Here is a 13309-nt window from a genome sequence, read left to right on the forward strand (position 1 = left end):
TCCCCGGGCCGACCGGCCACGACATCGCTCAACGGTCCACTCTCTCACCCGTGCCGGACGGGTCGGCGCTTTCCGGAGCGGTGTCCGGTGTCGGGTCACTCGGGTGCTCCGGCTCCCCGGCCTCGCCGTCGGCGCCGGACTCGTCCGTGAGACGGTCCTCGGAGCCGTCCTGGTTGCCCGGTCCGCCGGGCTGCGTCTCCTCACCCGGCTCCGGCGGGCCGTCCTCCCTCGCCTGCCGGGCGGCCGCGCGCTTGCGCTGCGTGTACATCCGGAATCCGGCGAGGACGAGGAGCAGCACGCCACCGCCGATCACCAGCATCACCGTGGGGGTGACCTCGGTGACCTTCACGTCGAAGCTCACGGGCGTGCCGTACTCCTGGCCGTCCTCCGTGTACAGCTGGGCGATGACGGTCACGCGGCCGTTGGCGTTGGCGGAGGTGGTGAACTTCACGGACTGGCTGTGCCCGCCGGAGACGCTGACGGGCTGCTCGTAGTAGGCCTCGCCGCCGATCTTCAGACGTGTCGGCATGGTGGAGGTCAGCCGCAGGACCAGGTGGTCGACGCCCTGCACCAGGTTGTTCTGCACGGTCACCGGGATGGTGGCGCTGCGTCCCGAGAGCTTCGTCTCGGACTTGTCGATCAGCTTGACCTGGTCGGTGAGGCCGTCGAGCCAGGTCTCCACGCCGCCCCGGAAGGCCGCCGCCTCCGTGGCCCTGCCGCGCCAGGACGCGGACATCTCGCGGTTTATGGCCCGCCCGAAGGGCGTCACCACCCGGGACTCGTCGCTCAGGATCACCTGGAAGTTGTCGAGCTTGTCCCGGGTGCGGGCGATCTGCTCGAAGGCCGTCGTCGGCAGCTCCTGCCTGCGCAGCGAGGACGGGTAGGCGGACCTCGACGGGATCCGGGTGGTGGCGTCCGCGTCGGGCTTGTCCTTGGCGGCCGCCGTGAGGTTCTGGGGCTGCGACCAGTTGCCGCCCTGCAGCGCCGTCAGCGCCGCGGCCATGGCCTGGGCCTCGCTCGGCGACGGCATGCGCTGCGGGGCGACGACGATGCTGCGCTGCTTGTCCGTCTGTGCGTTCAGCTCCAGGCTCTGTGCGAGGAACTCCTGCACGGCGAGCGTGGCCGAGTCCGCCTTGGTCAGATCGCCCTCGAACGCCGTGGACAGCCGCGCGTCCGCGACGACCGCGGTGGTGCCGCCGCCGATCGGACGGGCCGCGGAGGGCGTGTAGGGCAGGCCGCCGGTCTCCTGGAGGCTGTCGCTGCGGGCGATGACCTTGTCCGCGCCGGCGGAGGTCGCGACCTTGATGATCGACGGGTCGACCGCGCCCTCCACCGGCCAGGCGAAGTCGGCGGTCGGCGTGACGTGCAGGACGGTCTTCACGGTGGTCGCCGCGGCGTCGGTGGCGTCCTTGAGGTGACTGAGGGAGCCGGTGACGCTCGTGCCGTTGTGCGCGAGGGAGGCCAGGTCGGGGTCGGCGAAGGGCAGCGCGACGACCTCCTTGTCGGTCACCGCCTTCTGCAGCTCCGCGAGGAACTGCTTGGCCAGCGCCTGATGGGTGCCGGCCGTGCTGGTGCCACCGGCGCCCTGGACGCTGTAGCTGCTCGTCATCGCGTCCAGGGAGGCCAGCAGGTCCGGGTCGATCACCCAGGTGACGTCCAGGTCCTTGCCGAGCGCCAGCATCTGGGCCAGGCGGCCGCCCGGCGCGATCTCCTCGGCCAGGTCGTCGTTAAGGAAGTAGGGCGTCTGCTGCTCACCGGCGCCCGTCTTCGCGGTCACGTGGACCGTGGAGATCAGCGGCCACAGGTACGTCGTCCTGGTCCTCGTGTCCGCCTCGGCCGGCTGCCACGGCAGGAACGTCCGCTCGATGCCGAGTACCTGGTCCCAGGGCTGCGCGGCGGTCCGGCCGGAGAGGGAGACGCCGAACTCGTAGACCCCGTCCCCGCCGAGGTCCAGCTTGTCGACCGGCACCGAGATGCTGAAGGGCTCGGCGACTCCGGGAGGCAGCTCGGCGAACTTGGTCACGTACTGGCCGCCGACCTCGGCGCCGATGGAGGTGGGGAGGTCGTCGGCGTGCTGGGCGACGTCGTCGATCGCGGAGCGGGTGTCCAGGAGGGGGCCCGTGCGCAGTCCCACATGGGCGTCGGTGACGGCCTGCTTGCCGTTGTTGGTCACCGTTCCGGAGACGGTCAGCGTGTCCCCGTCCGTGGGAGCGCTCGGGCTGAGCGTGTTCAGGGCGACGGACACCGTGTCGGAGACGGCGGCCTGCGCCGGCGCCGCCGCGGGGAGCTGCAGGAGCCCGGCGAGCAGGGGTACTCCGGTGAGGAGCGCTCCGGTGCGCCGCAGCCACCGGCGGGCAGGTGAGGCACTGGTCGCCTGGAAGTCTGCCGCCTCGGCCACGCGCTCGCCCGTCCTCGTCGTGTCAGTGGTCGTCGGAATGTGCGTCCACGCATGGTAACGATGCGCGCTGAGGGGAAGTGCCGCGGTCTGCTCCGCAAGATCGCGGCGTACCACGCACCTGTCCCCTATGGCCAGTATCGGGGGAAGAAGGTGTGAACGCCGTGAGAGCGGCCACTTGCGGGCGTATGGGTGGAGCCGTGCGCCCCCGGTAATGGAGGCGCCCCCGGCCGCCCGGGCCACGTACCCTCTTCTGTTGTGCCGAACGCCAACGAAGACACTCCCCCTGCCCTGAGCCAGGTGCAGCAGCGCGCGGTGAGCGAGCTGCTGCGGGTGGCTCCTGTCGCCGACGACCTCGCCCGACGCTTCCAGGATGCCGGGTTCTCGCTCGCCTTGGTCGGCGGTTCGGTCCGCGACGCGTTGCTCGGCCGGCTGGGCAACGACCTGGACTTCACCACCGACGCCCGCCCCGAGGACGTACTGAAGATCGTGCGGCCCTGGGCGGATGCCGTCTGGGAGGTCGGGATCGCCTTCGGCACCGTCGGCGCGCAGAAGGACGGTTACCAGATCGAGGTGACCACTTACCGGTCGGAGGCGTACGACCGCACCTCCCGCAAGCCGGAGGTGTCGTACGGCGACTCCATCGAGCAGGACCTCGTCCGGCGGGACTTCACGGTCAACGCCATGGCCGTGGCGCTGCCGGAGAAGGAGTTCATCGATCCGCACGGCGGTCTCGCGGACCTCGCGGCACGGAGGCTGAGGACGCCGGGCACGCCCGAGGAGTCGTTCTCGGACGACCCCCTGCGCATGATGCGTGCCGCGCGTTTCGCTGCCCAGCTGGCTTTCGAGGTGGCTCCCGAGGTCGTCACGGCGATGACCGAGATGGCCGGACGGCTGGAGATCGTCTCGGCCGAGCGGGTCCGGGACGAGCTGAACAAGCTCCTCCTCTCCGCGCACCCGCGCACGGGCCTCACGCTGCTGGTCGACACCGGGCTCGCCGAGTACGTCCTGCCCGAGCTGCCCGCTCTGCGGCTGGAGAGTGACGAGCACCACCGGCACAAGGACGTCTACGAGCACACGCTGATCGTCCTGGAGCAGGCGATGGCGCTGGAGGAGGAAGGGCCCGACCTCACGCTCCGGCTGGCGGCGCTGCTGCACGACATCGGCAAGCCGCGCACGCGCCGCTTCGAGAAGGACGGCCGGGTCTCGTTCCACCACCACGAGGTGGTCGGGGCGAAGATGACCAAGAAGCGCATGACGGCGCTGAAGTACTCGAACGAGATGGTGAAGGACGTCTCGCGGCTGGTCGAGCTGCACTTGCGCTTCCACGGCTACGGCACCGGCGAGTGGACCGACTCGGCCGTGCGCCGGTACGTCCGGGACGCGGGACCGCTCGTCGAGCGCCTGCACAAGCTGACCCGGTCCGACTGCACCACCCGCAACAAGCGCAAGGCGGCCGCTCTCTCCCGTGCCTACGACGGGTTGGAGGAGCGCATCGCCGAGTTGCAGGAGCAGGAGGAGCTCGACGCGATCCGCCCCGATCTCGACGGCAACGAGATCATGGCGATCCTGGCTGTCGGGCCGGGGCCGGTCGTCGGCAAGGCCTACAAGCACATGCTGGAGCTTCGCCTGGAGCACGGGCCGATGGAACCGGACGCGGCGGCGGCGGCCCTCAAGGAGTGGTGGGCCGAGCAGCAGGGGTGAGGGCAGTGGAGGTCGTGTTTCACGTGAAACACGACCTCCCGTCGGATGATCCGGGGGCGATGTTTCACGTGAAACATCGCCCTTCGGCGTACCGTGCCGCTCGCGTACCGAGTCGCCCCGTCCGGTGTCCGCCTACGTCGCCCGAGGCGCGGGGATCTCCGTGGCGTGGTCCTCTCGTGAGGTCCGGCGACGGCCGGCTCGGGCCATCGCCACGGCGACGCCTGCGTAGATCACGGCGACGGCGATCACCAGCGTCACCGAGCGGCCGTCCGGGGGGAGGAGCAGTGCGGCGACTGCGGCGGCACCGACGAAGGCGACGTTGAACAGCACGTCGTACACGGAGAAGATCCGGCCGCGGAAGCCGTCGTCGACGCCGGCCTGGACGATCGTGTCCGTGGCGATCTTCGCGCCCTGGGTGACCAGACCGAGGACGAAGGCAGCGGCGAGCAGGGGGCCGGTGGCGAAGGGCAGACCCAGGACAGGGACGAGGATCGCGGCGGTCCCGGAACACACGACGATCCACTGGGCCCGCCCGAGCCGTTCCGCTGCCCACGGCGTCACCACGGCCGCCACGAAGAAGCCCGCGCCGGACACGCCCAGCGCCAGGCCCAGCAGGCGCAGTCCCCCCTCCGGGCTCGAGGTCAGGGCGTACCGGCACAACATGAGGAGCAGGACCAGCAGGGCGCCGTAGCAGAAGCGCATCAGGGTCATCGCCAGCAGCGACCGGGCGGCTTCGCGGCGCCCGGGTGCCGCGAGGTGCCGGACACCCGCCAGCAGTTCCCGGGCGGTGCCGGCGAGGACCGCTCCCAGGCGGGGCGGCACGGCTCGCCGGTCGGGGCCGAGCAGCCCGGGAGCCATGGTCAGGGACACGAGGGCGGCGCACAGATACAGGGCGGCGCCCACCAGGACCACCGCGGCGTCGGAGCCGGAGGTCATGAGCCGTACGGCCAGGGCCAGACCGCCGCCGGCCGTCGCGGCGAGCGTGCCGGCGGTCGGGGACAGCGAGTTCGCCAGCACCAGGCGCTCGGGGCCGACGACCCGGGGCAGGGCGGCGGACAGGCCCGACAGCACGAACCGGTTGACGGCCGTGACACAGAGCGCGGAGACGTAGAACAGCCGGCCCGGGGCGTGACCGGCCACCAGGACGGCGGTGGCGGCGGCGAGCAGGGCCCGCAGCAGATTGCCGTACACGAAGACCTGCCGACGCCGCCAGCGGTCCAGCAGGACACCCGCGAAGGGGCCGACCAGGGAGTACGGGAGCAGCAGGACCGCCATCGCGGCGGCGACGGCACCGGCCGAGGTCTCCTTCTCCGGGGAGAACACGACGTACGCGGCGAGCGCGACCTGGTAGACGCCGTCCGCGCCCTGGGAGAGCAGGCGTACGCACAGCAGGCGCCGGAAGTCCCGCAGGCGCAGCAGGAGGCGCAGGTCACGGACGACGGGCATGGGGAACAGCCTCACACACGACGGAGGGTCCCCGGGCGGTGAACCCGGGGACCCTCACAGCCCTGGCAGGAGCGTGCTGCGGCGACTAGCGCTCGACCTCGCCGGCGATGAACTTCTCGACGTTCTCGCGCGCCTGGTCGTCGAAGTACTGGACCGGCGGGGACTTCATGAAGTACGAGGACGCCGACAGGATCGGGCCGCCGATGCCGCGGTCCTTCGCGATCTTCGCGGCGCGCAGAGCGTCGATGATGACACCCGCGGAGTTCGGGGAGTCCCACACCTCGAGCTTGTACTCGAGGTTCAGCGGGACGTCACCGAAGGCGCGGCCCTCGAGGCGGACGTAGGCCCACTTGCGGTCGTCGAGCCAGGCGACGTAGTCGGACGGGCCGATGTGGACGTTCTTCTCGCCGAGGTCCCGGTCGGGGATCTGGGAGGTGACGGCCTGCGTCTTGGAGATCTTCTTGGACTCCAGGCGCTCGCGCTCGAGCATGTTCTTGAAGTCCATGTTGCCGCCGACGTTCAGCTGCATCGTGCGGTCCAGGACGACGCCCCGGTCCTCGAACAGCTTCGCCATGACGCGGTGCGTGATGGTGGCGCCGACCTGCGACTTGATGTCGTCACCGACGATCGGGACGCCCGCCTCGGTGAACTTGTCCGCCCACTCCTTGGTGCCGGCGATGAAGACCGGGAGGGCGTTGACGAAGGCGACCTTGGCGTCGATGGCGCACTGGGCGTAGAACTTCGCCGCGTCCTCGGAACCGACGGGCAGGTAGCAGACCAGAACGTCGACCTGCTTGTCCTTCAGGACCTGGACGACGTCGACCGGCTGGGCCTCGGACTCCTCGATGGTCTCGCGGTAGTACTTACCGAGGCCGTCGAGGGTGTGGCCGCGCTGGACGGTGACCCCGGTGTTGGGCACGTCGCAGATCTTGATGGTGTTGTTCTCGGAGGCGCCGATGGCGTCGGCGAGGTCGAGGCCGACCTTCTTGGCGTCCACGTCGAAGGCGGCGACGAACTCGACGTCACGGACGTGGTACTCGCCGAACTGCACGTGCATCAGGCCCGGCACCTTGGACGCCGGGTCGGCGTCCTTGTAGTACTCGACGCCCTGCACCAGCGACGCCGCGCAGTTGCCCACGCCGACGATGGCTACGCGAACCGAACCCATTCCGGTTGCTCCCTGTGTGTACGAGTGAGGCCCTGAGTGGGTCTCACGTGGCGGTGTCGTCGGGCGTATCCGGCCGGGACGTCGTCCCGGACCGGGGCAGGCCGCCCGGCGCTCCATGTGTGGTGTCCTGCTGTTGAGCGGGCTCCCCGGGTGCGGAACCCTTCAGGTCCCGCCCGGCCCGTTCGCTCTCGATGAGCTCGTTCAGCCAGCGCACTTCGCGCTCCACGGACTCCATTCCGTGGCGCTGGAGCTCAAGCGTGTAGTCGTCGAGGCGCTCCCGCGTGCGAGCCAGCGAGGCGCGCATCTTCTCCAGCCGCTCCTCCAGCCGGCTGCGCCGGCCCTCCAGCACGCGCATGCGCACATCGCGCGACGTCTGGCCGAAGAAGGCGAAACGTGCGGCGAAGTGCTCGTCCTCATACGCGTCGGGACCGGTCTGCGAGAGCAGTTCCTCGAAGTGTTCCTTACCTTCGGCCGTCAACCGATAGACGATCTTGGCACGCCGCCCCGCGAGCGGAGCGGCGAGGGCGTCCTCGTGGGTGCTGCCCGGTTCCTCGATCAACCAGCCGTCGGCCAGCAGCGTCTTGAGGCAGGGATACAGCGTCCCGTAGCTGAACGCGCGGAACACGCCCAGTGACGTGTTCAGGCGTTTACGCAGCTCATAGCCGTGCATCGGAGACTCGCGGAGCAGACCGAGTACGGCGAACTCAAGAATGCCGGAACGCCGGCTCATGATCGCCTCCTCTCGGCCCGCGGTGTCTTTATCTCACGCTGATGTATCGACTCGATACATCAGCACGATAGAACGGGCTCCCGGCTGCGACAAGAGGGGGGATGGTGAACGGGATCACATCACTGATTCGTAGGAGCCGACTTGCCTGATTTGGGGTGGACTCCGGGGCTAGGGAGGTTTTGACGGTGCGTAGTCTGTGCGGCATGCACACCACCGGGAACCACGTGATGCCGGGGGGCGTCGTCGTCCTCGGTGCAGTACGGGTGAATGCGGGAGCGACCACATCCGTACTTCGGGGGGACCGGAAACCAGCCGCCGCTTCCAGGCGCGCACGGGTGCGCCTGCCCGAGGAGTAATCGTTCGATGAGCGAGCACCGTCGCAAACCGCCGCAGCCGCAGGGAGGCGGACGTGCCGCGGCCCGACGTGGCCAGCCCGGTCCGTCCTCCGGCCGCCGCGCGGCACCGCGAGGCGCCAATGAGTCTCCTTCCGACTCCTACGAGTCCGGTTCCTACGGGGCGGACTCCGCCGGTCCGGGGGGTGAGGAGCGTCCGTACAGCGGCCGCGCCGAGGCCCGCCGGGCGGCGCAGCGCAACGGAGGCGGCCGCCGCAGGGCGGTCGACAGCACGGGACGGCAGGGGCCGGGCGGTCCGGCCGGTCCCGGGCGGGGCAGGGGCCGGGCCCCGGCCGCGCCCGCCAAGAAGCGCCTGGTCGACTACCCCAGGGCCGGGAGGTTCGGCTGGCGCCGCTGGGTGCCGTCGTGGAGGCTCGTCTCCGGTCTGTGCATCGGTTTCCTCGGCAGCCTGGTCGCCATGGTCGGCGTCGGCTACGCGATGGTCTCCATCCCCAACGAGAACGACGCGGCCAAGTCCCAGAACAACGTCTACTACTGGGCCGACAAGACGCAGATGGTGGCCACCGGCACCGGTGCCAACCGGCAGAACATCGACATCGCCCAGATCCCCGAAGCGATGCAGTGGGCGGTGATCTCCGCCGAGAACAAGAGCTTCTACACGGACTCCGGCGTCGACCCCATGGGCATCGCCCGGGCCCTGGCGAACATGGCACGCGGTGGTCAGACCCAGGGCGGTTCGACCATCACCCAGCAGTACGTGAAGAACACCTACCTCAGCCAGGAACAGACGGTCACCCGCAAGTTCAAGGAGATGTTCATCTCCATCAAGGTGGGGACCAAGCTCAAGAAGCCGCAGATCCTGCAGGGCTACCTGAACACGTCGTACTACGGCCGCGGCGCGTACGGCATCCAGGCCGCGGCGCAGACGTACTACGGCAAGGACGCGGTGAGGCTCACGCCCAGCGAGTGCGCGGTCCTCGCGGCGCTCCTCAAGGGCCCGACGTACTTCGACCCGGCCGGCAACCAGGACCTCGACAAGACGGCGACCCCCACGGCCAACCGCAAACGGTCGGAGGAGCGCTGGGCCTGGATCCTCGGCGAGATGCACAAGGACAAGCGCCTCAGCGACGTCGACTACCAGAAGGCGATCAAGCGGTACCCGATGCCTCAGCCCCGCAAGGCGACCAAGGGCATGACCGGTCAGATCAGCTACCTGGCGGACACGGCCAAGAAGTACGTCCTGAGCCACTCCGACATCACCGAGGCCCAGTTCGACCAGGGCGGCTACCAGATCTACACGACCTTCGACAAGAACAAGGTCAACGCCCTGAGCGCGGCGGTGCACAAGATCCAGAAGGACCGCCTCGACTCGAAGAGGAGCCTGGACAAGTACGTCCAGTTCGGTGCGGCGTCGGTGGTTCCGAACGACGGCAGGATCGTCGCCCTCTACGGCGGCGACGGCTACGAGAACGGTCACTTCACCAACAACGCCGACACCCAGGGTGTCCCGGTCGGTTCGACGTGGAAGCCGTTCGTGCTGGCCGCCGCCATGCAGTACGGCACCTACGACAGCGACGGCGAAGGCATCTCGCCGCTGAGCAAGTACAACGGCAACGATCACCTGAAGGTGAGGAAGCCGGACGGGACGTACTACCTCAACAAGGACAACTCGTACTTCTTCCAGAACAACGAGAGTCCCCACCCCTGGGGATACATCACCCTCCGCAAGGCGATGGAGCAGTCGATCAACACCCCGTTCGTCCAGCTCGGCGTGGACGTGGGGCTGACGAAGGTGCGTGACGTCGCCAAGGCGTCCGGCATCCTCGACGGGAGCTTCGAGACACTCAACCCGTCCTTCGCCATCGGTACCTCCACCCCGAGCGCGATCCGCATGGCGGACGCGTACGCGACGTTCGCCGCCTCCGGCAAGCACACGGACCCGTACTCGGTGGTCCTCGTCAAGCACGGCGGCCAGGCGGAGCCGGGCTTCACCCCGCCGAAGGCGAGCCAGGCGATGCCGGCGAACGTGGCCAACAACGTCACGGACACGCTGGAGAACGTCATCCAGAACGGTACGGGCACCAACGCCAAGGCCCTGGGCCGTACGGCGGCGGGCAAGACCGGTACCACCGACAAGAACAAGTCGGCGTGGTTCGTCGGCTACACCCGGCAGCTGTCGACCTCGGTGGCGATGTTCCGCGAGAACCCCAAGGACCACAAGCTGCTGTCCATGAACGGTACGGCGGGTGTGGACTCCATCCACGGTGGCGACATCCCGACGTCGGTGTGGACCGAGTACATGAAGGTCGCGCTGAAGGGCAAGTCCGACATCGGCTTCCCGGACGCCACGGAAATCGGTGGCGTGCACGACGAGGCGGGGGCCCCGACCCCGAAGCCGTCCGTCACCATCACGCCCAGCGCGACGCCGAGCGACACGCCCACGCCCACGCCCAGCAAGACCTCCACCTCGCCGACGCCGACCCCCAGTGACTCCTGCCTGTTCGGCTCGGGCAACTGCGACGACAACGGAGGCGGCGGCAACGGTACGGGCGGCGACGGCATCGGCGGCACGGGTGAGAGCAGTCCCGCGCCGACCCCGACGGACACGGCCGAGCCCGGCAGTACCAGAGGCAATGGCAACGGGGGCTTCTTCGGAGGAACGACGGGTTAGACCACGGTCTGACCGGTTGGCGGCCCTTTCGCCCGCCTAGTGTGTTTCACGTGAAACATGGGCCGCCGTACCCACCGGGTATGGCGGCCCCCGGCGTATTCCCAGACTGGTACGGCAGGATGTGCCCCATGCCCAGTGCAGAGACGACGCCCGCGGGCGTGCAGGAGCCGGATCCGGTGCGGCCGACCAGGGAGGACGAGGTCGCCGCGGCCGGCAGCGAGCTGATCGGCGGCCCCGTCGGGCGCTTCGCCCTGCTCGGGTCGGACTGGTGGACGCCCGTGCGGATCGTCGCCCTGGTGGCGATCGGCATGTTCGCCCTCGGTCTGGTCCAGAAGGCGCCGTGCTACCACAGCGGCTGGTTCTTCGGCGCCAGCTCCCAGTACACGCACGCCTGCTACTCGGACATCCCGCACCTCTACCAGGGACGCGGTTTCGCCGACGGGCTCGTGCCGTACTTCGACAAGCTCCCCGGCGACATGGACTATCTCGAATACCCGGTCCTGACCGGGTTGTTCATGGAGGTCGCCGCCTGGCTGACCCCGGGCAGCGGCAGCATCCAGCACCAGGAGCAGTGGTACTGGTTCGCCAACGCCGGGATGCTCATGGTGTGCGCGGCCGTCATCGCCGTCTGTACGGCCCGCACCCACCGCCGGCGCCCCTGGGACGCCCTGCTGGTCGCCCTGGCACCCGCCTTCGCGCTGACCGCCACCATCAACTGGGACCTGCTGGCGGTCGCCCTGACGGCCGCCGCGATGCTGATGTGGTCCCGGGGCCGCGCTGTCGCCTTCGGGGTGCTCCTGGGGCTGGCCACGGCCGCCAAGCTCTACCCCGTCTTCCTGCTGGGGCCGCTGTTCGTGCTGTGCTGGCGCGCCGGGAGGTGGCGGGCGTTCTTCACGGCGACGGCCGGCGCGGTGGTCGCCTGGCTCGTGGTGAACCTGCCGGTGATGTTCTTCGCCTTCGACGGGTGGTGGAAGTTCTACTCGTTCAGCCATGACCGGGGCGTCGACTTCGGGTCCTTCTGGCTGATCTGGGCCCAGAACACGACGCATCCGCCCACCACCGACTTCGTGAACACCGCGGCCGCCGCGCTGGTGGTCCTGTGCTTCCTGGGCATCGCGGCGCTGACCCTGACCGCCCCGCGCCGGCCGAGGTTCGCGCAGCTGGCGTTCCTGATGGTGGCCGCCTTCATCCTCACCAACAAGGTCTATTCCCCGCAGTACGTCCTGTGGCTGGTTCCGCTGGCCGCGCTGGCCCGGCCCAAGTGGCGGGACTTCCTGATCTGGCAGGCGTGCGAGGTGGCGTACTTCCTCGGGATCTGGATGTACCTGGCGTACACGACGAGCGGGGACGCGCACAAGGGACTGCCGACGCACGGATATCAGTGGGCGATCGCCGTGCACCTGCTGGGCACGCTCTACCTGTGCGCCGTCGTCGTGCGGGACATCCTGATGCCCGAGCGGGACGTGGTGCGCCGCTCGGGCGACGACGATCCCTCGGGGGGCGTGCTCGACGGCGCCGAGGACGCCTTCGTGTTCGGGGCGGCTGCCCGTCCGCCGCGCCACGCGGCCCACTTCGGGGCGCCCCAGGTGGAGTGGGGCCGCTCCGAAACGGCATCCCCCGGAGAGCGTTCGCTCTGAGCGAACAGCGCTGGCTGGTCGGCTTCGACGCGGTCATCGAGGCATGCGAAAGGCCGTACCCGGCGGACGCGGGTACGGCCTTCCGGCTGCCGGGGAATGGCTCAGCGGTCGACGATCCGGTCGAACTGGGTGGTGGTGTGCCGCAGATGGGCCACCAGCTCCTCACCGACCCGCGGCTCCGCGGCCTCGGCCGGCACGAACAGGATCGACACCTGCATGTGCGGCGGCTCCGCGAACCAGCGCTGCTTGCCGTCCCAGACGAACGGGGAGAGGTTCCGGTTGACCGTGGCCAGGCCGGCCCGTGCGACACCCTTGGCGCGCGGCATGACACCGTGCAGGGCCTTCGGTGCCTCCAGACCCACCCCGTGCGACGTACCGCCCGCCACGACCACCAGGAAGCCGTCGGAGGCCGCCTTCTGCTGGCGGTAGCCGAAGCGGTCCCCCTTGGTGACGCGCGTGACGTCCAGCACGGCACCGCGGTACTCGGTGGCCTCGTGATCGCCCAGCCACAGCCGGGTGCCGATGCGGGCGCGGAAACGGGTCTGCGGGAACTGCTGCTGGAGCCGGGCCAGGTCGTCCGCCTTGAGGTGGCTGACGAACATCGTGTGCAGCGGCAGGCGGGCCGCGCGCAGCCGGTCCATCCAGCCGATGACCTCCTCGACGGCGTCCGAGCCGTCGGTGCGGTCCAGCGGCAGGTGGATCGCGAAGCCTTCGAGGCGGATGTTCTCTATGGCGGCGTGCAGCTGCGGCAGTTCCTGCTCGCTGATGCCGTGCCGCTTCATCGAGGACATGACCTCGATGACCACGCGGGCGCCGACGAGGCCGTAGACCCCGTCCACCGACGACACCGACCGGATGACCCGGTCGGGCAGCGGGACGGGCTCCTCGCCGCGCCGGTAGGGCGTCAGCACCAGCAGGTCACCGCCGAACCAGTCCTTGATCCGGGCGGCCTCGTAGGTCGTGCCGACGGCGAGGACGTCCGAGCCGAGCCGCGTGGCCTCCTCCGCCAGCCGCTCGTGCCCGAAGCCGTAGCCGTTGCCCTTGCAGACCGGGACGAGTCCGGGGAACTGCTCCTGCACGTGCTTGTGGTGCGCCCGCCAGCGCGCGGTGTCGACGTAGAGCGTGAGCGCCATGGCCGGACCCGGGACCTTTCTCGTGGCTGCGGTGGAGAAGTGTGAGACCTGTGAAGGCTAGGCGATCGGACG

At 69.6% G+C, this 13309-nt stretch carries 8 protein-coding genes; 3 read left to right on the plus strand and 5 right to left on the minus strand.

Features of this window, described 5'->3' with window-relative positions:
- Positions 1–28: 28 nt before the first annotated feature.
- Positions 29–2398, minus strand: a complete 2370-nt coding sequence (locus tag ACZ6CZ_RS20220; protein ID WP_469022837.1) for a DUF6049 family protein — start codon at positions 2396–2398, stop codon at positions 29–31.
- Positions 2399–2653: 255 nt separating this feature from the next.
- On the opposite strand from ACZ6CZ_RS20220, the gene ACZ6CZ_RS20225 reads away from it, so the two are divergent.
- Entirely contained in the window at positions 2654–4099 is a 1446-nt protein-coding gene (locus ACZ6CZ_RS20225; protein WP_469022840.1) for a CCA tRNA nucleotidyltransferase, read from the plus strand.
- Positions 4100–4231: 132 nt separating this feature from the next.
- Here ACZ6CZ_RS20225 and ACZ6CZ_RS20230 read toward each other — a convergent pair whose 3' ends face one another.
- The 3 genes from ACZ6CZ_RS20230 to ACZ6CZ_RS20240 form a co-directional block, all read right to left on the minus strand.
- Positions 4232–5545 (minus strand): MFS transporter, encoded by a 1314-nt coding sequence (locus tag ACZ6CZ_RS20230; RefSeq protein WP_469022843.1) that lies wholly within the window; start codon positions 5543–5545, stop codon positions 4232–4234.
- Positions 5546–5630: 85 nt separating this feature from the next.
- The gene (locus ACZ6CZ_RS20235) at positions 5631–6713 is read right to left on the minus strand and encodes an inositol-3-phosphate synthase (protein WP_469022846.1); all 1083 of its coding nucleotides are present in this window, start codon (positions 6711–6713) and stop codon (positions 5631–5633) included.
- 43 nt (positions 6714–6756) lie between these two features.
- Entirely contained in the window at positions 6757–7443 is a 687-nt protein-coding gene (locus tag ACZ6CZ_RS20240) for a PadR family transcriptional regulator (RefSeq protein ID WP_469022848.1), read from the minus strand.
- Positions 7444–7806: 363 nt separating this feature from the next.
- Here ACZ6CZ_RS20240 and ACZ6CZ_RS20245 point away from each other — a divergent pair, with 363 nt between their 5' ends.
- Together ACZ6CZ_RS20245 and ACZ6CZ_RS20250 are read left to right on the plus strand one after the other, a co-directional pair.
- The gene (locus tag ACZ6CZ_RS20245) at positions 7807–10467 is read left to right on the plus strand and encodes a transglycosylase domain-containing protein (RefSeq protein WP_469022850.1); all 2661 of its coding nucleotides are present in this window, start codon (positions 7807–7809) and stop codon (positions 10465–10467) included.
- 128 nt (positions 10468–10595) lie between these two features.
- On the plus strand, positions 10596–12104 hold the full coding sequence (locus ACZ6CZ_RS20250) for a glycosyltransferase family 87 protein (RefSeq protein WP_469022853.1): 1509 nt from the start codon (positions 10596–10598) through the stop codon (positions 12102–12104).
- A 101-nt stretch (positions 12105–12205) separates the two neighbouring features.
- On the opposite strand, the gene ACZ6CZ_RS20255 is transcribed toward ACZ6CZ_RS20250, so the two are convergent.
- Entirely contained in the window at positions 12206–13237 is a 1032-nt protein-coding gene (locus ACZ6CZ_RS20255; protein WP_469022855.1) for an alanine racemase, read from the minus strand.
- Positions 13238–13309 lie beyond the last annotated feature (72 nt).

It is taken from the genome of Streptomyces sp. NPDC041135, assembly GCF_055592085.1.

Coding starts and splice junctions, on each gene's coding strand:
- ACZ6CZ_RS20230 (WP_469022843.1), bottom strand. CDS start 5,545: ATGCCCGTCGTCCGTGACCTGCGCCTCCTGCTGCGCCTGCGGGACTTC.
- ACZ6CZ_RS20235 (WP_469022846.1), bottom strand. CDS start 6,713: ATGGGTTCGGTTCGCGTAGCCATCGTCGGCGTGGGCAACTGCGCGGCG.
- ACZ6CZ_RS20240 (WP_469022848.1), bottom strand. CDS start 7,443: ATGAGCCGGCGTTCCGGCATTCTTGAGTTCGCCGTACTCGGTCTGCTC.
- ACZ6CZ_RS20245 (WP_469022850.1), top strand. CDS start 7,807: ATGAGCGAGCACCGTCGCAAACCGCCGCAGCCGCAGGGAGGCGGACGT.
- ACZ6CZ_RS20250 (WP_469022853.1), top strand. CDS start 10,596: ATGCCCAGTGCAGAGACGACGCCCGCGGGCGTGCAGGAGCCGGATCCG.
- ACZ6CZ_RS20255 (WP_469022855.1), bottom strand. CDS start 13,237: ATGGCGCTCACGCTCTACGTCGACACCGCGCGCTGGCGGGCGCACCAC.